Origin of the sequence: Sulfurifustis variabilis, assembly GCF_002355415.1 — a bacterium.
Taxonomy (GTDB): Bacteria; Pseudomonadota; Gammaproteobacteria; order Acidiferrobacterales; family Sulfurifustaceae; genus Sulfurifustis; species Sulfurifustis variabilis.
On sequence record NZ_AP014936.1, the window covers coordinates 3,497,632 to 3,516,126 of the forward strand.

General features: G+C 66.8%; 17 protein-coding genes. 4 read left to right on the forward strand and 13 right to left on the reverse strand.

Going from position 1 to position 18,495, the window contains the following annotated elements; all coding sequences use genetic code 11:
- Nucleotides 1-43 precede the first annotated feature (43 nt).
- The 7 genes from SVA_RS17015 to SVA_RS17045 all read right to left on the reverse strand — a co-directional run bounded on the left by SVA_RS17015 (nt 44) and on the right by SVA_RS17045 (nt 6,552).
- Nucleotides 44-298 (reverse strand): SemiSWEET transporter, encoded by a 255-nt coding sequence (locus SVA_RS17015; protein ID WP_096462344.1) that lies wholly within the window; start codon nt 296-298, stop codon nt 44-46.
- On the reverse strand, nt 298-993 hold the full coding sequence (locus SVA_RS17020; RefSeq protein ID WP_096462345.1) for a carbonic anhydrase: 696 nt from the start codon (nt 991-993) through the stop codon (nt 298-300). The genes SVA_RS17015 and SVA_RS17020 overlap by 1 nt, the downstream gene beginning before the upstream one ends.
- Before the next feature lie 38 nt (nt 994-1,031).
- Nucleotides 1,032-3,365, reverse strand: a complete 2,334-nt coding sequence (locus SVA_RS17025) for a nitric oxide reductase activation protein NorD (RefSeq protein WP_096462346.1) — start codon at nt 3,363-3,365, stop codon at nt 1,032-1,034.
- Nucleotides 3,366-3,482: 117 nt separating this feature from the next.
- Nucleotides 3,483-3,791: a hypothetical protein gene (locus SVA_RS17030; protein WP_096462347.1), complete on the reverse strand. Its 309-nt coding sequence runs from the start codon at nt 3,789-3,791 to the stop codon at nt 3,483-3,485.
- A 6-nt stretch (nt 3,792-3,797) separates the two neighbouring features.
- On the reverse strand, nt 3,798-4,634 hold the full coding sequence (locus SVA_RS17035; RefSeq protein WP_096462348.1) for a CbbQ/NirQ/NorQ/GpvN family protein: 837 nt from the start codon (nt 4,632-4,634) through the stop codon (nt 3,798-3,800).
- Between the two features lie 90 nt (nt 4,635-4,724).
- Nucleotides 4,725-5,081 carry a ribulose bisphosphate carboxylase small subunit gene (locus SVA_RS17040; protein ID WP_096462349.1) on the reverse strand — a complete coding sequence of 119 codons (357 nt, stop codon included), beginning with the start codon at nt 5,079-5,081 and terminating at the stop codon, nt 4,725-4,727.
- A gap of 40 nt (nt 5,082-5,121) precedes the next feature.
- Nucleotides 5,122-6,552: a form I ribulose bisphosphate carboxylase large subunit gene (locus tag SVA_RS17045; protein ID WP_096462350.1), complete on the reverse strand. Its 1,431-nt coding sequence runs from the start codon at nt 6,550-6,552 to the stop codon at nt 5,122-5,124.
- A gap of 130 nt (nt 6,553-6,682) precedes the next feature.
- Between SVA_RS17045 and SVA_RS17050 the strand changes: the two genes are divergently transcribed.
- Both SVA_RS17050 and SVA_RS17055 read left to right on the forward strand, forming a co-directional pair.
- Nucleotides 6,683-7,639, forward strand: coding sequence for a LysR family transcriptional regulator (locus tag SVA_RS17050; RefSeq protein ID WP_096462351.1), 957 nt, complete (start codon nt 6,683-6,685; stop codon nt 7,637-7,639).
- Between the two features lie 112 nt (nt 7,640-7,751).
- Complete coding sequence (locus SVA_RS17055; protein ID WP_096462352.1) at nt 7,752-7,991, forward strand: SHOCT domain-containing protein; 240 nt, start codon at nt 7,752-7,754, stop codon at nt 7,989-7,991.
- Nucleotides 7,992-8,274: 283 nt separating this feature from the next.
- On the opposite strand, the gene SVA_RS17060 is transcribed toward SVA_RS17055, so the two are convergent.
- Nucleotides 8,275-9,687 carry an ELWxxDGT repeat protein gene (locus SVA_RS17060; RefSeq protein WP_096463012.1) on the reverse strand — a complete coding sequence of 471 codons (1,413 nt, stop codon included), beginning with the start codon at nt 9,685-9,687 and terminating at the stop codon, nt 8,275-8,277.
- Between the two features lie 378 nt (nt 9,688-10,065).
- Here SVA_RS17060 and SVA_RS17065 point away from each other — a divergent pair, with 378 nt between their 5' ends.
- Nucleotides 10,066-10,740, forward strand: a complete 675-nt coding sequence (locus SVA_RS17065; RefSeq protein WP_197703267.1) for a response regulator — start codon at nt 10,066-10,068, stop codon at nt 10,738-10,740.
- Between the two features lie 68 nt (nt 10,741-10,808).
- Here the strand turns inward: SVA_RS17065 and SVA_RS17070 are convergent, their stop codons facing one another.
- The 5 genes from SVA_RS17070 to fba form a co-directional block, all read right to left on the reverse strand.
- Entirely contained in the window at nt 10,809-13,076 is a 2,268-nt protein-coding gene (locus SVA_RS17070; RefSeq protein ID WP_096462354.1) for a hybrid sensor histidine kinase/response regulator, read from the reverse strand.
- Between the two features lie 203 nt (nt 13,077-13,279).
- Nucleotides 13,280-14,281 (reverse strand): ABC transporter substrate-binding protein, encoded by a 1,002-nt coding sequence (locus SVA_RS17075; RefSeq protein WP_096462355.1) that lies wholly within the window; start codon nt 14,279-14,281, stop codon nt 13,280-13,282.
- A gap of 50 nt (nt 14,282-14,331) precedes the next feature.
- The gene (locus SVA_RS17080) at nt 14,332-15,105 is read right to left on the reverse strand and encodes a transporter substrate-binding domain-containing protein (RefSeq protein WP_096462356.1); all 774 of its coding nucleotides are present in this window, start codon (nt 15,103-15,105) and stop codon (nt 14,332-14,334) included.
- Nucleotides 15,106-15,557: 452 nt separating this feature from the next.
- Nucleotides 15,558-15,950 (reverse strand): CPCC family cysteine-rich protein, encoded by a 393-nt coding sequence (locus SVA_RS17085; RefSeq protein WP_096462357.1) that lies wholly within the window; start codon nt 15,948-15,950, stop codon nt 15,558-15,560.
- Between the two features lie 122 nt (nt 15,951-16,072).
- Nucleotides 16,073-17,137 (reverse strand): class II fructose-bisphosphate aldolase, encoded by a 1,065-nt coding sequence (gene fba, locus SVA_RS17090; RefSeq protein WP_096462358.1) that lies wholly within the window; start codon nt 17,135-17,137, stop codon nt 16,073-16,075.
- 254 nt (nt 17,138-17,391) lie between these two features.
- Between fba and SVA_RS17095 the strand changes: the two genes are divergently transcribed.
- Complete coding sequence (locus SVA_RS17095) at nt 17,392-18,417, forward strand: class I fructose-bisphosphate aldolase (RefSeq protein ID WP_096462359.1); 1,026 nt, start codon at nt 17,392-17,394, stop codon at nt 18,415-18,417.
- The last annotated feature ends 78 nt before the right edge of the window (nt 18,418-18,495 follow it).

An 18,495-nucleotide genomic window follows, 5' to 3' on the forward strand; every position in this document is an offset into this window, starting at 1 on the left:
TGCGATCCCGCGGTGGCGCTCGATTCCGGCGGAGCCGGACGCCTCACTTGTACCGCAGCTTGAAGAAGACGATGACCGCCGCGAGGGCGAAGGTAATGCCGTTGGCGATGACGATGGGTGGCGAGCCGATCTGCACGCCGTAAAGCAGCCACAGGAGCACGCCGAGGGCGAACAGCGCGAACATGCCGAGCGAAATGTCCTCGGTCGAGCGGGTACGCCAGGTCTTCACGACCTGGGGAACGAACGCGGCGGTCGTGAGGCCGCCGGCGATGAGGCCGAGGACGTTGGCGGCTTCCATCAGCGCGCCTCGTTCGGAGAAGCGGCGGATGGCGCTGACGTTTGCACGCCGCCGGGGCCGGCGAGGAGCGTGAAGGCGCCGGTGGCGCCGTCGTAGCGCAGGAGCTCCCCCTGTTGGAGGTCGAAGTACCAGCCGTGCAGCTTCAGGCGCCCGGCCTCGACGGCCCTGCGCACGAAATCGAAGCTCGCCAGGTTGCGCAACGAGACGCGGATCGCGCCCAGCTCGCATTCGCGCATCAACGTCTCCCGCGGCACGGCCGGATGCGCGGCGATCGCCTCGCGGCGGGCTTCCTCGGCGATCGACATCCACGGTTCGACGAACCGGCCGGCCTCGCCCTCCCAGCGGATGTCCCCGAGCAGAGCCCGGATGCCGCCGCACTGCGCGTGTCCGAGGACGATGACGTGCCGGACCGAAAGGCAGCGGACCGCGAACTCGAGGGCGGCGCTGGTGCCGTGGTAGTGCCCGCTTTCTTCCCACGGCGGCACGAGGTTCGCCACATTACGGACGACGAAGAGATCGCCGGGGTCGCTGTCGGTGATGATGGCGGGATCGACCCGGGAATCGCAGCAGGCAACGACCATCACGCGGGGTGACTGGCCCACCCGCGTGAGGCGTTCGAAGAGATCGGGGCGCTCGTCGAAATACGTGGTCCGAAAGCGCCGGAATCCGGCGACCAGGTCCTCGATGTCTTTCATAGCGCCTTGGCGGTCCGGAACACGGGGGCTGACTGTACCTAGCGGGTGAGGCCGGCGTAAAGCAGCGGCAGACGTTCGGGAAGGCGCTGTACGTGGTCGACGACCATGTAACCCTTCGGCCCGAAGATGCGCGAGACGTAGTCGTCGGCGCGAGGGTCGAGCGTGAGGCAGAATGTGCGCACGCCCCTCGTCGCCAGCTCCTCCACCGCCTTCTTGGTATCGTGGCGCAGGTACTGGGGGTCGCGCACGTCGATGTCGGCCGGCTCGCCGTCGGACACGAGCAGGATCAGCTTCTTCTGCTCGGGCTGCCTGAGCAGGAACGACGCCGCGTGGCGCAATGCGGCGCCCATGCGCGTCGAGAGGCCGCCCCGCATGCCGGCGAGGCGCGCTTTGGCCTCGTCGCCATAGCGATCACCGAAGTCCTTGAAGCGGTAGTACTGCACGTCGTGGCGGCCGTCGGAGGCGAAGCCGTGGATCGCGAACGGGTCGCCGACCCGGTCGATCGCCCAGGACAGGAGCGAGGTCGCTTCGCGCGCGAGCTGGATGACGGGCCGGTCCGAATCGCCGAGCTTCTCGTTGGTCGATTCCGAGAGGTCGAGCAGCACCAGCACGGCGAGGTCGCGCACCTTGCGCTCGATCCGGATGTTGATTCGGGGGTCCGGCGTCTGGCCCATGCGGATGTCGATCATCGCCCGAATGGCGGCGTTGAGGTCGATCTCCTCGCCGTCCTCCTGCCGCCGGAAGCGCTGCACGCCCTCGGGCTGCATCGCGTCGATGATGTGCCGCAGGCGCGAGGCGATGGGCCGGTGCGCGGTCAGGATACGGTCTATCTCCCCGGGATCGCCCCGCTTCTGGCGCTTCTCGAGCACGGTCGCCCAGTTCGGCCGATGCAACTGCACCGTGTAGTCCCATTCCGCGTAGTGGTGGGGCTCGGAGACGGGTTCCTTCCCTTCCATTTCGTTGATCGTGCGACCCTCCTGGTCGAGGTAGAACGGCGTGTCGAGCACCCAGATCTCCTGGGCGTCATCGCCGGCCAGCTCGCAGTCCACCTCGTTCGCCATCTCCATGGCGGTCACGTACTTGCGCACCTGTTTGGGCGCGGGCACATACTCGGCCGCCGCCCAGGCGATCTCGTCCGATGCCCAGCAGTAGCGGTTGTCGTCGCGGTACGGGATGCCCATGGACTCGAGCACCCGCAGAGAGGGAATCGCGCCCCGCTCGCCGAGGCGGTTGTGCAGGGTCACGCCGAGATCCCACGAAAGCCCGTTGTCATCGGCCCGGCGTGCGAACTCCTCGCGGAAGGCGCCGGTCATTTCGCGGATCAACGCGTCATCGTCGACGTAGCGCTCGTCGAGGAGCGCGTACGCCAGCCGCTCGAGCAGGCTCACGACCGGATCGGTCGGGCAGCTCACCTCGCGGACCTTCGCGTGAAACTGCGCCCAGAGCGCCTTCATGCCCGGGAAGTCGCGCAGCGCCAGGCCCTCGATGCGCGCGTCCTCGAAGACGCCGATCAGGAACATCTGCGCCGGGCTGAGCTGCTCCATGGAAAGCGGGTGCGTGGTGTAGACGAGGTGCGCGGCCGCGTGCGCGGCCGCGGCGCGGTAGAGTTCCCTTCCCGGCAGCCCGGCATAGTCGTCGTAGGCGTCGGGCAGGTGGATCACGCGCGACTCGATGAACGGACGGTAGCCCTCGCGCGTCTCGTAGTCGCCGGAAGTCGGGCGCATGAAGAAGTCCCGGCCCCAGAAAGCGCGCAGGTAGAAGTTGAGCTTGCGCTGGTGGTCGATGAAGAGGACGCCGCGCCGCTCCTTCTGGAGCATCGCCTGGCTGTCGGCGCTCTTGAGATCGAAGTAGGCGATCTGCGCCGGGAAGTCGCGCAGGTGCGCCTGGGCGCCCCAGAGCGCCCAGCGGCGCAGGCCGCCGAGAGTCAGCTTCGCGAAGAGCTCGTCGACATGCGACAGCATGGGCCGCAAACCGCGCGGGACCTTCGCCGACAGCTGGTGGATGAGACCGAGATAGCCGCGCAACAGCTCGGCATCGCCGAGCCGGCCGGCCGCGGCGGGGAGCGTATCGAAGAGGAGCTGGATCACCTCGCCGCTCACCATGGAGGCGAGCTTCATGGCGGCCGTGACGCAGTCCTTGATGACGTCCTCGCCGACCTCCTTGACGACCGCCGGCATCTCCTGGATGTAGGTGACGACGAGGTCCCTCCCGCGCCCGAGCTCCGAGAGACCGCGCGCGCCCTCGAGCCAGTTGTGCAGGCCGGCCGGCGACATGACGCGCGCCGCCTCGGCGAAGCTCGCCGCCAGCGTGTCGTGCACGTGGGCGTCGATGCGCTCGAGCGTCTCCCTGTAATCGTCGAGCTGGATGCTCATGGCATGGAAGCGACAGAAATTCTGAATGCTGAATTGTGAACGTTGAATTGCGGTCCGCGCTGCGCGCGCTCTTCCATTAAGAATTCAAGATTCACCATTCAACATTGCCGTCCGGCCCTACTCGTCCTCGTCGTCCAGGTCGGCCGACCAGCCGAGCGCGCGCGCCCGGGCGACCGCGTCGGCATAGATGCGCTCGTGGCGCGCCCGCAGCTCGGCCGGCAGGCGGCTCGCCAGGTGCCCGTACGGCTCCCAGGCGGCGTGCACGCGCGCGTAGAGATCGTCGAACCGCGCGCGATCCCAGCCTTCGCAGGTCTCCGTCTCAGGGAGCAGCCCGAATACCCAGGCGTCGCGGATGATGCGGCCGAGATCGGTCATGCCGCCGTAGACGTCGTCGTGGATCCCCGGATAGCGGGTCGACTCGGTCATCGCCGGCTAGAAGTAGGTGTTGATCGCGGCGTCCAGCGTATCCCGCATATCGGGGTCGTCGGTGATTGGCCGCACCAGCGTCATCTGGCACGCCGCCCGGGGCTCGATCCCGCGCGCAATGAGCTGGCCGGCGTAGGCCAGCAGGCGCGTGGAAATGCCTTCGTCGAGCCCGTGGCCCTTCAGGTTGCGGGCCCGATGGGCGATCTGCACCAGCTTGTCGGCGGTCGCCTTGTCGACGTTCGTTTCGTGCATGACGATCTCCGACTCGACCTCGGCCTCGGGATAGTCGAAGTCGATCGCGCCGAAGCGCTGCTTGGTCGACTGCTTGAGGTCCTTCATCAGGCTCTGATACCCCGGGTTGTAGGAGATCACCAGCTGGAAATCCGGGTGGCAATGGACGATCTCGCCCTTCTTGTCGAGCGGGAGCTGCCGGCGGTGGTCGGTGAGCGGGTGGATCACGACCGTCGTGTCCTGGCGGGCCTCGACCACCTCGTCGAGATAGCAGATCGCACCGATGCGCGCGGCGACCGTGAGCGGACCGTCGTGCCACTTCGTCCCCGTGGCGTCGAGCAGATACCGGCCCACCAGGTCCGACGCCGTCATGTCCTCGTTGCAGGCGACGGTGATGAGCGGGCGCTTGAGCTTCCACGCCATGTACTCCACGAAGCGCGACTTGCCGCAACCGGTCGGGCCTTTGAGCATGACCGGCATGCGGGCACTGTAGGCAGCTTCGTAGAGCTCGACCTCGTTCGTGACCGGCCGGTAGTACGGCTCCTGGGCGATCACGTACTGCGTGGAACTCGGGGTTTCCGGCGACTTGGCGCTCGCGGCGGGTCGACTCATGTTTCTCACCTCATCAAATCGCGCAAAACAAAAGGCCCCTGCCCGGCTGGACCGGACAGGGGCCGTCGGGACGGCTCGATGCCCGGGGACTTACTTCATCTTGCCGCGGTAGATCACCATGGCGGCGCCCTGGCTCTGGCGGAAGTTGTCGTAGCCGACCAGGCGCACGTGGTTATTCGGGTGCGCCTTGTGGCACGCCTCGGCCTCGGCCAGGATCCGGCTCACGTCGGTCTCCCCGAACATGGGCAGCTTCCACATGTACCAGTAGTGGTCGAAGGCGTTCTCCGGCTCGGTGTGCTCGATCGCCGGGTTCCAGCCCTTTTTCACGATGTACTCCACCTGCTTCTTGATCTCGTCGACGTCCATGGCCGGCAGGTACGAGAAGGTCTCGAACTTGCGGCTGCCGACATCGCTCACGCTCGATTTGTAGTCCTGCACTTCGCTCATTGCACCGACCTCGATTCGTTCGTTGACTGGGACGACTGCGTCACTTATGCGCCACGTCGAGCTTGTCGACGGTGTCGAACTCGAACTTGATCTCCTTCCACGTCTCCATGGCGATCTTGAGCTCGGGCGAGTGCTTGGCCGCGGCGGTGAGGATCTCCTTGCCCTCCTTCTCGATCGCGCGGCCCTGGTTGCGGGCCTCGACGCAGGCCTCGAGGGCCACGCGGTTGGCCGCCGCACCCGCGGCGTTGCCCCACGGATGGCCGAGCGTGCCGCCGCCGAACTGCAGCACCGCGTCGTCGCCGAAGATCGTCACGAGCGCCGGCATGTGCCAGACGTGGATGCCGCCGGAGGCGACGGCGAAAGCGCCCGGCATGCTGCCCCAGTCCTGATCGAAGAAGATGCCGCGCGAGCGGTCTTCCTTCACGAACTTCTCGCGCAGCAGGTCGATCCAGCCGAGCGTCGAGGCGCGGTCGCCCTCGAGCTTGCCGACGACCGTGCCCGTGTGCAGGTGATCGCCGCCCGAGAGGCGCAGGATCTTGGTGAGCACGCGGAAGTGGATGCCGTGGTGCGGGTTGCGGTCGAGCACCGCGTGCATGGCCCGGTGGATGTGCAGTAGCAAACCGTTGTCGCGGCACCAGTTGGCGAGACCCGTGTTCGCGCAGAAGCCGCCGGTGATGTAGTCGTGCATGATGATCGGCGCGCCCAGCTCCTTCGCGTACTCGGCGCGCTTGTACATCTCTTCGGGCGTCGGCGCCGTGACGTTCAGGTAGTGGCCCTTGCGCTCGCCGGTCTCCTTCTCCGCCTTGTGGATCGCCTCCATCACGAAGTCGAAGCGCTGGCGCCAGCGCATGAACGGCTGGCTGTTGACGTTTTCGTCGTCCTTGGTGAAGTCGAGACCGCCGCGCAGGCACTCGTACACGGCGCGGCCGTAGTTCTTCGCCGAGAGGCCGAGCTTCGGCTTGATGGTGCAGCCGAGCAGCGGACGGCCGTACTTGTTCATGATGTCGCGCTCGACCTGGATGCCGTGCGGCGGGCCGCCGCAGGTCTTCACGTAGGCGATCGGGAAGCGCACGTCCTCGAGACGCAGCGCGCGGATGGCCTTGAAGCCGAACACGTTGCCGACGAGGGAAGTGAACACGTTCACCACCGAGCCTTCCTCGAAGAGATCCATCGGGTAGGCCACGAAGGCGTAGAAACAGGTATCGTCGCCCGGAACGTCCTCGATGCGGTAGGCGCGGCCCTTGTAGAAGTCGAGGTCGGTCAGCAGGTCGGTCCACACCGTGGTCCAGGTGCCGGTGGACGACTCGGCGGCGACCGCCGCGGCGGCCTCTTCGCGCGGCACGCCCGGCTGCGGGGTGATCTTGAAGCAGGCGAGGATGTCCGTGTCCCTGATCTTGTAATCGGGCTCCCAGTACGTTTCCCGGTACTCCTTCACGCCTGCCTTGTAAGTCTTCACATTGCCTTTGGACATGACCACTCCTCTTTCGGAAATCGGGGTCGCGGGCCGCGCCCGCTCGTTCAGGCGCGCACCTTACGCCAGGCGTACCATAAAATAAATTAAGGCTTTATGATGGTTACCATAAGCTTATACTTATCACTTCGTGCACCTGACTTTACGCCAATTGCGGACCTTCGAGGCCGTCGCCCGGCACCTGAACTATACCCGTGCGGCCGAGGAGCTCTTTCTCACGCAGCCGGCCGTCTCCATGCAGATCCGGGGCCTCGAGAAGCAGCTCGGCGTGGCCCTCTTCGAGCAGCTCGGGAAGCGCCTGTATTTGACCGAGGCGGGCCGTGAAGCGCTCCATTACGCACGGTCGATCGCCCAGCAGATCGAGGACCTCGAAACGGTGCTCGCCGGGCTCAAGGGCGTCGGCGGCGGCCGGCTGCGCATCTCGGTCGCCTCGACCGCCAACTACTTCATGCCGGCGCTGCTTGCCGCCTTCTCCCAGCGCCACTCGGGAGTACAGGCGAGCCTCGACATCACCAACCGCGAGGCTCTCCTGCGCCAGCTTGCCGAGAACACTGTCGATCTCGTGGTGATGGGCCAGCCGCCCGCCGAAATGGATCTCGAGGCGGCGGTCTTTCGGGAGAACCCGCTGGTCATCGTCGCTCCACCCGATCACCCGCTCGCGAGCGAACGGCGCATTCCGCTGGAGCGTCTGCAGCAGGAGGTATTTCTCGTCCGGGAACCCGGCTCCGGCACGCGAATCGCCATGGAACGCTTCTTCAGCGAGCGCGGGATCCGGCTGACGACCGGCATGGAGGTCGGGAGCAACGAGGCGATCAAGCAGAGCGTCGAGGCGGGACTCGGGCTCGGGGTGCTGGCCCGCGACACGATCGCGCTCGAGCTGGAGCTGCAGCGCCTCGTCGTCCTCGACGTGCGGGATTTCCCGATCATGCGACACTGGTACGTGGTGCACCGGCGGGGCAAGCGGCTCCCGGCGGTCGCGCAGGCGTTCAAGGAATTTCTGTTGACCGGAGTCCCTGCGCGCGGTCGGGCTTCCGGACCCCCGGCGCCGGCAAAGGGGGGCGTGCGTCGGCCCGCCCGCCCGCGCTGACCCCGTCTTTTCCCGGCGACATCGTCAATCACCCTACGGGCTTCCTCGTCTTCAGGCGCGACAGGCCGCCTCTTATCCTCGAGCGCGGTCAACGTTTCGAAGGAGAAACCGCATGATGCGCACAGGGATGGTGATGGCGACCGGGGCGGCAATGGTGCTGGCCCTGGCCGGCTGCAGCAGCAAGACCGGCACCGCGGCGGCGGTCGGCGTCGGCGCGGCCGGGGCGGCCTACGAATACTCGAACAAGCGCGCGATGGACGAGCTCAAGGAACAGCGGGACTCGGGCCAGATCTCGCAGGAGGAGTTCAACCGTCGCAAGCAGGAGATCGAAGGGCGCTCCGCCGTCTACTGAACCGGGTCAGCTCGCCCAGCGACCCCGGTAACTCTACGCCAGTTGACAGGACCGTCGTGTCCGCGAGCGGGTAAGTGTTCCCGTAGCGGACGCAGGCGGCGAGTTCCTCGGTGTTGTCGTACTTGGGTCAAGGGGACGCCGGTCAGCCTCTCGGCGTCTCTTCTCGTGGAACCCGCCCAGCCCGCTCTTGCGCCGCTCGGCCATGCCGGCAGATGGAGCAGGCGGTCGCCCGCGGGCTGGGCGAAAGGGCTTTCGCTGAACGATCCTGCCTGGCCGCTTTCCGTCAATCTTCCACGCCCTCGCACGCTCCGGGACAGATGTCTTTCAGCAGCACGGTGCCGGCCTCGGTGCCGTCGGTCCGCCACCACTCCCTGCCGCTTGAGCCATCGTCGGCAAAGAAATAGAGCGCGCCGTTGAAGGCCGTAAAGTCGTCGGGCCAGGATTCCCCACCGGGGTAGATGTCCTTGACCTGCACCGTACCGGCTTCGGTGCCGTCGGTCTTCCAGAGCTCGGCGCCGGTGACGCCATCGGCGGCAGTGAAATACAGCGCCCCGCTGAAGGCCGTAAAGCCGTGCGGCGAGGAACTCCCGCCGGGGTAGATGTCCTTGACCGGCACCGTGCCCACCTCGGTGCCGTCGGTCTTCCAGAGCTCGTAGCCGCTGGTGCCGTCGTTAGCACGGAAATAGAGCGCGCCGCTGAAGGCCGTCAAGTAGGAGGGATAGGAACCCATCACGCCGGGGTTGATGTCCATTACCCGCACCGTGCCGGCTTCGGTCCCGTCTGTCTGCCATAACTCCCTGCCGCTGACGCCGTCCTCAGCACTGAAATAGAGCGTGCCGTTGAGGACTGTAATGTCGTAGGGCCGGGAATCTCCCAGGCCAGGGAATATGTCCTTGACCCGCACCGTGCCGGCTTCGGTGCCGTCGGTCTTCCACAGTTCCACACCGTCGACGCCGTCGTTGGCAGTGAAGTAGAGCGCGCCGTTGAAGGCCGTAAAGCCGTAGAGCGAGGCGTGCCCACCGAGGTTGATGTCCTTGACCCGCACCGTACCGGCTTCGGTGCCGTCGGTCTTCCAGAGTTCCGCGCCGGTGACGCCGTCGTTGGCAGTGAAATAGAGCGCGCCGTTGAAGGACGTAAAGTAGGAGGGATAGGAACTTCCCACGCCCGGGTCGATGTCCTTGACCCGCACCGTGCCGGCTCCGGTGCCGTCGGTCTTCCACAGTTCAGCGCCGGTGACGCCGTCGTTGGCACTGAAATAGAGCGCGCCGTTGAAGGACGTAAAGCCGTACGGCGATGAGCTCCCGCCGGGGTTGATGTCCTTGACCCGGGCCGTGCCCGCCTCGGTACCGTCGGTTTTCCACAGTTCCGCGCCGGTGGCGCCGTCGTTGGCAAGGAAATAGGTCTCGCCGTTCAAGGCTGTGAAGTAAACGGGCCAGGAATCTCCTCCGCCGGGATTGATGTCCTTGACCCGCACCGTGCCCGCCTCGGTGCCGTCGGTTTTCCACAGCTCCCAGCCGCTGGCGCCATCGTTGCCTATGAAATAGCGGAACGTCGGCCCGGTATCCGCGCCGCCTCCCGCATCCCCGCCTCCACCGCCCCCGCCGCACGCCGCGAGAGCCAGCAGCAGGAGAACAAGGCAACCTGCCCGCGCCGGGCCTCCCACGGCCGATCGATCGTGTTCGATTTGTGATTTCATGAGCGTGTTCTTCCTCCCGTTCAGGTTTTCGCATGCGTGTCGGTGCGCGGTGTCGAATGTCCGCCCCGGCATCCTGCGCCGGAACCGGCGAGTACCCCGACCTGAGACCGAAAGGGCGACTTCGATTGAGCGCGCCTCAGCAGGACAGGCCTCCTCCGTTGCGTGGCTGATGGAAGCGACAGGCCGCATTATTCGCCGACGTTCTCACTCGAAGAATCCGACGCGTGAACTAGCACGAAGGTCGGACCGGTCGGCGGGCCCTCGCTACAATCGGTGCAGGCGAAGGCGTGATCGGAAAGGTGGAGAGTCCGGAAGGACTCGGTTATATAAGCCGGAAGAACTAGAACGCGGGGCCGCAGGCACGGGGAGGTTTACAGCATGGCGGAGCGAGAAGCGCGATTGAAGATCCTGGTTGTCGATGATCACCCCTTGATCCGGCAGGCACTGCCCGGGGTGTTGCGCCAGCTGGACGATGCCGGCCTCGTGCTGGACGCGCCCGACTGGCCGAGCGCGGGGAAAGTGCTGGCGGAGCACCCGGACCTCGACCTCATCCTGCTCGACCTGCACTTGCCGGGCATCAGCGGGCTGGAAGCGCTGTCGGAACTGCGTGACAGCCACGCCGGAATCCCGGTGGTCGCGCTCTCCGCGGCCGACGACCGCCAGACAGTGCTGGAGGCGATCGACCGGGGCGCGGCCGGTTTCATTCCCAAGTCCTCGTCGAACGAGGTCCTGGTGAACGCCTTGCGGCTCGTGCTGTGCGGCGGTGTCTACCTCCCTCCCGAGATCCTCGAGCACGCGCGCTCGACCGCGCCCGGCCCGGCCCAGGCGCGGCCGGCCGCGCAAATGCGAGCGGAGCTCGGTCTCACGGAGCGCCAGCTCGAGGTGCTCGCCCTGATCGTCCAGGGCAAGTCGAACAAGGTCATCGGCCGGCAGCTCGACCTGGCGGAGGCGACGGTGAAGATCCACGTTTCGGCGATCCTCAAGGCCTTCAAGGTCACGAGCCGCACGCAGGCCCTGATCGCCGCGACGCGGCTGGGGCTGCGGTTCGACTAGCGAGCCGCGGACATGCGCCGCGGCGAGCGAGTTGAAAAACGCCAAGGATGGCGTTTTTCAACAAACTGCTAGACGGACGGCGCGGCGGCACGCGGCGCCCCGGGCGTGACGTCGCCGGCGAGCAGGATGTGGAGCGCGTCGCGCAACCTCTCCGGCTGCACCGGCTTGTGCAGAATCGCGAAGCCGCTGGCGAGCGCCTCCTTCAACCGCTCGGGGGCGGTGTCCCCGGTCACGATCACCGCCGGAATCTCGAGCCCGGACAGAACGCGCAGCCGCTGGACCAATCCGATGCCGCTCTCGGTTCCCGGCAAGCGGTAATCGCATACGATGACGTCGGGAAAACGCTCGGAGCGCGCCAGCCGCTCGACCGCCTCGTCGCTGCCGCCGGCGACGATGACGTGGCAACCCCAGCGGGAAAGCAGACCGGTCATCGCCGCGCGCACGAGCATGTCGTCGTCCACGATCATCACCAGCGCACCCCCCAACCGATCCGAAGCGCACGCCGGCGCCGGGACGGGCGCTGCCGTCCGCACGGCCGCGCCGCGCTCGACCGTAACGGCGAACACCGACCCTCGCCCGGGCTCGGAACGGAGCTCGAGGCGATGGCCGAGCAGCCGCACGAGACGATCGACGATCGCGAGCCCGAGCCCCAGACCCTTGCCGCGGTCGCGCTCCGGGTTTCCCAGCTGCACGAACTCCCGGAAAATCTCACGGCGCTTGTCCCGCGGGATGCCGACGCCACTGTCCCAGACCTCGATCCGCACCTGCGCGCCCGAGCGCCGACAGCCGAGCAGCACGCCGCCGCGCTCGGTGTAGCGGAGCGCGTTGCTGACGAGATTCAGCAGAATCCGCTCGAGCAGCACCGGGTCGCTGCGCACCGACAGCCGGCAAGGCGCCACGCGCAGCCGGAGGCCCTTGCGCGCGAACTCGGGCGCGAAGCTCGCCCGCAGGCGATCGAACAGGCTGCCGATCGCGAATTCCGTCCGCGACGGCCTGAGCACGCCGGCATCGAGCTTCGAGACGTCGAGGATCGCATCGAGCAGTTGCCGGAGGGCGGACACCGCGGACTGCGCCTGCTCGACCAGCTCGAGCGTGTCCGGCGAGCGCGCGGTGTCGCGCAGTTGCGCGACGAAGAGACCGAGTGCGTGCATCGGCTGGCGCAGGTCGTGGCTCGCGGCCGCGAGGAAACGGGACTTGGCCTCATTGGCCCGGGCGAGCTGCTCCGTGCGCTCCTCGACCTTGCGTTCGAGATGCGCGTAGGACTCGCGCAGCTGGTCCGCCATCCGGTTGAACTGGGTAGCGAGGTCCTCCAGCTCGTCGCCCGTGTGTACTTCGATGCGGTGATCGAGCCTGCCGGCGCCGATGCGGTCCGCGCCCGCCTGCAACGCCCTGATCGGTTCGACCATCCGCCGCGCCAGGACGAAGGATGCCCCCGCCGCAAGAACGAGGCCGGCAAGCAGCAGCAAGGCGGTGCGGAGCATGGAGCCGTACAGCGGCGCGAGGGCCTCGGTCAGCGGCTGTTCCACGAGCACCGCCCAGCCGAGGGACGGGATCGGCGCGTGCGCGACGAGGACCGGTTGCCCGCCCCGGTTCTCGGCGACGTGGAGGTCCGGCCGCTCGGTGACCGGATTCCCTGCGGACAGCGCCGCCCGCACCTGCCGCAAGGAGCCGAGGTCCGTCTTCTTGAGCACGAGACTGATGTCCGGATGCGAGATCAGGCGGCCTCCGGGCCCGACGACATAGGCGTACCCGGTCCGTCCCGCGCGGATTCCGGAAACCACGTCCCACATGAACTTGAGGTTGACCTCGGCGACGGTCACGCCCGCGTCGTCGACCATCGCGACCGTCATGTACGGCTCGGTCTCCTTTCGGAAGTAGACGGGCCCGAAGTAGGTTCGATCCCTTTCCGCCTCGCGAAATGCGGGGAGCCGCGAGCGGTCCTTGCCGCTCTCGATCGAGTCCATCGCAAGTCGCGAGACGAGCAGCCGTTCCTGCCCGGAGGGATCGATCAGGGCGATTTCGGTGATGGCCGGGGCCTGGCGCAGGAGCCGCAGGTAATCGAGACGCCGCTGCTCGAGCGGCGAGGGTCCGGTCACGACCCGAGGCAGGCTCGTCCAGCCCACCTGGCGCTCGATTTCCTTCACGTATTGCTCGATCTTGTAGGCGGCCGCGGCCGCCTTCTCGCGCTGTAGCGTGACCAGCGTGGCGACGTTGTCGCGGTGGGAGAAGTACATACCGCTGAGCCCGCTCGCGAGCAGCGCGAGGGTGACGAGCGCGACGAAGTAGACCGCGTACTTGCGGTGCAGCCGCCCGCCGAGACCGTGCCACGTCGCCATGCGCGCTTTCGCCCCTGGCCGATTCCGCTCATCCTACCGCCTGGCGGGAGTTTTATTCACGCCCGCGGGTCGTCCGATGCGCTTCGTCGCAGCAGGAGTCCTGCACGCGGTGTTCAACCCGAGGCAAGCCGGGTTTCAGTCGGAGGCCGGACCGTCAGCTTGACGCGTTCGTATCGTGTTGCCGCCGGTGCATCGAGCCATCCTCATTGGATCAGCTCGTCGGCTCGAAGGAGCAGGCCCTGCGGAATTGTCAGTCCGAGCTCGTCGGCGGCTCTGAGATTGATGACGAACTCCAGCGTCGCCGGCTGCTCGATGGGAAGCTCGGCCGGGTTCGCCCCTTTGAGGATCCTGTCGACATACATCGCCGTGCGATGATAAAGCGTCGCGTAGTCGACCCCGTAGCTCATCAGCCCTCCCGCCTTCGGGAAGGGCTTGCGAAAGTGGACGACGGGCAGGTGATGCCGTTTCGACAGCTCGACCAGGCGCCGGGTCTCGGCGGCGACCTCACGCATCGGGGCGACGTACACACCATCCGCCTTGAACCGGCCCATCTCCTCGAAGGCCCGATCCAGGTCTTCGAGCGTCTTGAACTTGACGACCTTCGCGTCGAATCGGAGAGCCCCGGCGGCCGCCTCGGCGTCCCGAATGTAGGCGCTCGCCAGGTCTTCGGGAACACCGGCATGCACCAGCACGGCAAGACGCTTGAAGTTCGGCACTACGGTCTTGAGCAGCTCGAGCCGTTTGATGTTGAGCTCGGTGTTGTAGTAGCTCACGCCCGTCATGTTGCCCCCCGGCCGGGCCAGGCTCTGCGCGAAGCCCAGCTCCACCGGCTCCCCGCTGGCGATCATCACGATCGGTATGTCCTTGGTCGCACGCTGAACGGCACGCGTCGGCGCATGACCGAATGCCACGATGACGTCGGGTTTCGCGCGTACCAGCTCCGCGACCGCCGCGTCGAGCCCCTCGAACTTGCCCTCGGCATGCCGGCACTCGAACACCATGTTCTCCCCGTCCACGTAGCCGAGCTCGCGCAGGCCCCTGTGAAACGCGGGATTGCCGCACCCGCCTGGTTCGAACGCGATGAAACCGATGCGCGGCAACCTGCCGGCCGCCGCCGTCGGCGACGAAAGCATCGCCATCGCGGGGAAGAGCGCGGCGAGCGCGAGAGCGGACAGACCGTGCGCGATGTCGTAGCGCGTTGCCATGCGTATGTCCTCGTCGTGATTCCTGCTCGGGTCAAGGCTCCTCGGGCCGCCTACTCCCTGGCGCCCCGGAGTCCGGCGCGCGTCATCGCCGCCTGCACGCGGCCTTCGGCTTTCGCGCTCCGGATGAACGCGGTCAGATAGTCCAGGCCTGCTTCGCGACCCTTAGGAATGGCGATGGCGATGCGATCCAGATCGAGGTGTCCGGGAAGCACCCGGGAGCCGGGCAGCTTGTCGGACATCTGGTACAGGTTGGCCTTGTTCGCCGCGAACGCGTCGACCTTTCCCGCCTTCATCATCTCGACGCCGCCGGCCAGGCCGGCGCTGTTCATCACCGTCGCGCTCCGTAGCACGCGCTTCAGCACCGCGTTGATGGATCCCCCTTGCGGCGCGCCGACGCGCGTCCCCGGGCGGTCGATCTCCTCCATCTTCATGATGGATGAGCCGGCGGGAACCAGATAGCCGTGCTCCACGAACAGGAACGGCGCGGTGAAGGAGAGGATCTTTTCGCGCTCGGCGTCGACCGCCAGGAAAGCGACATCCCACTCCCCGGACTTCCCGGCGGCGATCAGCGCGCCGGGGGAGGCATACACCGCCGGCTCGAACCGGGCGCCAAGGCGCCGCGCGAGCTCCTTGCCGAGATCGTATCCCACTCCTTTCGTTTCCTCCGGCGTGGCGCCGGGGATCACGGAAGTGGGGCCGCCGCGGTACAGTCCCACGCGGAGCGCGCCGCTCGGTGCCAGCGTCTGTTTCGGCTCCGCGGCGTGCGATCCGGCACAGCCGATCAGCACGGCGCCGAGCGTCATGAACAGCAGCGATCGCGCCATGTATCTCCAGCACCGCGACCCGCCATGGCTCTCGCCTGAGATGGCGCGCGAGCTTCTGGATCCCCGCGGCGCGTTGTAGGCAAAGACGGTGCGGACCGTGAAACCCGGCGCGGGAGCACCGGGCCACGTGGACGTCACGAATCCCATGAAATCCCCCTTTTGGTATTTCCAGATGGAACGGGCAACGCAACCCGGCGTTCGACAACCGGCGAGGCGCAGCCTACGCCGATCGGGCGGGTGACCGGAATAAGACGTTGGATCTAGTACGGGCTGCCTAGAAAACCGCCGCGTCCGGGTCACGGCGGTCTCCTGCCTGCGCGCGATTCACTGCGCGAGGCGACGCCAAGACGGGCAGGCGCCGCCCCCATCGGACGGATTCCGGATGTCACGGTCTCTCGGGCAGGTGAGCCGAGCGGCTGTCGCTGCCGCCGCGGCGGCGCCCGAAACGCAGGCTAACTCGCCAGACGCCGCCAGTACGTCGACCGCCAGTAGTAGAGCACCGTGGTATCCGCCAGAGGGTACGTGTCGCCGTAGTCCACGCCGGACTGCGGCTCCTCGACGTTGTCGTGAGCGGGATCGAGCGGGCGCCAGCCGGCCTCGCGGCGCTCGCCCTCGACGGGAACGCGGCCGAGACCCGCGTTCCGCCGCTCCGCAACCCCGAGATCGGCGTAGTTGTGCTGGGCCTGTTCCAGCGAAACGTGGTTCGCGCTACCGGGGAGCCGCGGAAAACGCAGCTGCGCAAGGTCGTCCTCCCAGAGGCAGATGGGACACACCGCGTTGCTGCCGGGCTGACGCTCGAACACGCGGTACCCGCAGCAGGGACAGGGATAGCGCTCGGGGATCATCGACGTCGAGTGTAACCAATCCGGCAGCAAGAAAAAGCAAAGGGGCGGTTGCCCGCCCCTTTGATGACCCCTCGCCCCCATCCCTTTCCCGCTGCGCGGGAGAGGGAGAGCGGGTGAGAACTTCAGTTCACCTTGGGGTCGAGCTCGCCCTTGTCGTAGCGCTTGGTCATCTCCTCGAGCGAGATCACCTTGATCTTGCTCGCCTTGCCGGCGCAACCGAAGGCCTCGTAACGCGCCTTGCAGATTTCCTTCATGCCCTTCGTGGCCGCCGTCAGCCACTTGCGCGGATCGAACTCCTTCTTGTTCTCCGCCAGGAACTTGCGGACCGCACCGGTGGAAGCCATGCGCAGATCGGTATCGATGTTCACCTTGCGCACGCCGTGCTTGATGCCCTGCACGATCTCCTCTACCGGCACGCCGTAGGTCTGGCCCATGTCGCCGCCGTAGGAGTTGATGATCTTGAGCCAGTCCTGCGGCACCGAGCTCGAGCCGTGCATCACGAGGTGGGTGTTCGGGATGCGCTTGTGGATCTGCTTGATGCGCTCGATGGCGAGGATGTCGCCCGTGGGCGGCCGCGTGAACTTGTAGGCCCCGTGGCTCGTGCCGATCGCGATGGCGAGCGCGTCGACCTTGGTCTTCTTCACGAAGTCGGCGGCCTGGTCGGGATCGGTGAGGAGCTGCGAGTGGTCGAGCTTGCCCTCGGCGCCGGAGCCGTCCTCCTCGCCCGCCATGCCGGTCTCGAGGCTGCCCAGGCAACCCAGCTCGCCCTCCACCGAGACGCCGCAGGCGTGCGCCATGTCGACGACCCGCTTCGTCACGTCGACGTTGTACTCGTAGGTCGCCGGCGTCTTCATGTCCTCCTTCAGCGAGCCGTCCATCATGACGGACGAGAAGCCGAGCTGGATGGAGCGCTGGCACACCGCCGGGGAGGCGCCGTGGTCCTGATGCATCACGACCGGGATATGCGGCCATTCCTCGACTGCGGCCAGGATCAGGTGGCGCAGGAACGGCGCGCCCGCGTACTTGCGTGCCCCGGCCGAGGCCTGGACGATCACCGGGCTGTCGGTTTCGTGCGCGGCCTCCATGATGGCGCGCATCTGCTCGAGGTTGTTCACGTTGAACGCCGGGACTCCGTAGCCGTGCTCGGCGGCGTGGTCCAGGACTTGGCGCAAGGTCGCTAAAGCCATGACTATTCTCCTACCTCTGTTAAGGCATTTTTTCGAAATCGGGTTCCGAGGCCCGGGGATGTACGTCGGCTTGTTATACTGATCCCTGCGCTGATTCGCCGCAGTGCGCGCGACGCGAGGCTCGAAAAGGCGGCGATAGCCTATCAACCTCCGTCCGCTTGTCAAGAAACGCGCCGCACGCCGCCGGGTTGCGCCCGGATCAGCGGTTTTCTCTTCCCGCAACGGATTGGGCACGCGACAGGAGGGCCGAAGAGATGAACATCGCCGAACTGCAGGCAACCGCCCGGGCCATGGTGGCCCGGGGAAAGGGTCTGCTCGCCATGGACGAAAGCAGTCCGACCATCGCCAAGCGCTTCAAGAAGGTCGGCATCGAGGACACGGTCGACAACCGCCGTACCTACCGCGAGCTGCTCGTTTCGACCCCCGGTCTGGGCAGCTTCATCAGCGGCGCGATCCTGTACGACGAGACGATCCGGCAGTCGACGAGCGACGGGACCCCCTTCCCGAAGTACATGGCCGACCGCGGCATCATCCCGGGGATCAAGGTCGACAAGGGCGCCAAGAACCTGGCCGGTTTCCCGGGAGAAAAGGTGACGGAGGGGCTCGATGCGCTGCGCGAGCGCCTTATCGAGTACAAGGGCATGGGCGCGCGCTTCGCCAAGTGGCGCGCGGTCATCACGATCGGGCCCGACATCCCGACCCCGACGTGCATCGACTCGAACGCGCACGCGCTCGCGCGCTACGCCGCCCTGTGCCAGGAAGCGAGCCTCGTCCCGATCGTGGAGCCGGAGGTGCTCATCGACGGCAGCCACACGCTCGAACGGTGCTACGACGTGAGTCTGCAGACGCTGCGGGCCGTCTTTCGGGAACTCGCGGGACATCGCGTCGCCTTCGAAGGAATGGTCCTCAAGGCCAGCATGGTCATCTCCGGGCTCGAGGCGCCGAAGCGCGCCGGCGTCGAGGAGGTGGCTGACGCGACCCTGCGCTGCCTGCTCAACACGGTGCCGGCGACCGTCGCCGGCGTGGCGTTCCTCTCCGGCGGTCAGGGGAACGAGGAAGCGACCGCTCACCTCAACGCGATGAACGCCAGGCACAAGAACCTGCCCTGGCCGCTCACCTTCTCGTACTCGCGTGCCCTCCAGCAACCGGTCATGGAGCACTGGCGCGCCAACCCGGCGAATGCCGCCGCCGCCCAGAAGCTGCTTTACCACCGCGCCCGGATGAACGGTGCGGCCGCGACCGGCAGCTACAACGTGCAGATGGAGCGCGAAGCGGCGTGATAGCAGCCGTAATCCTTAATGTTGAATTTTGAATGTTGAATGGCGGTGTGCGCTTTGCGCGCTCATCAATTCAACATT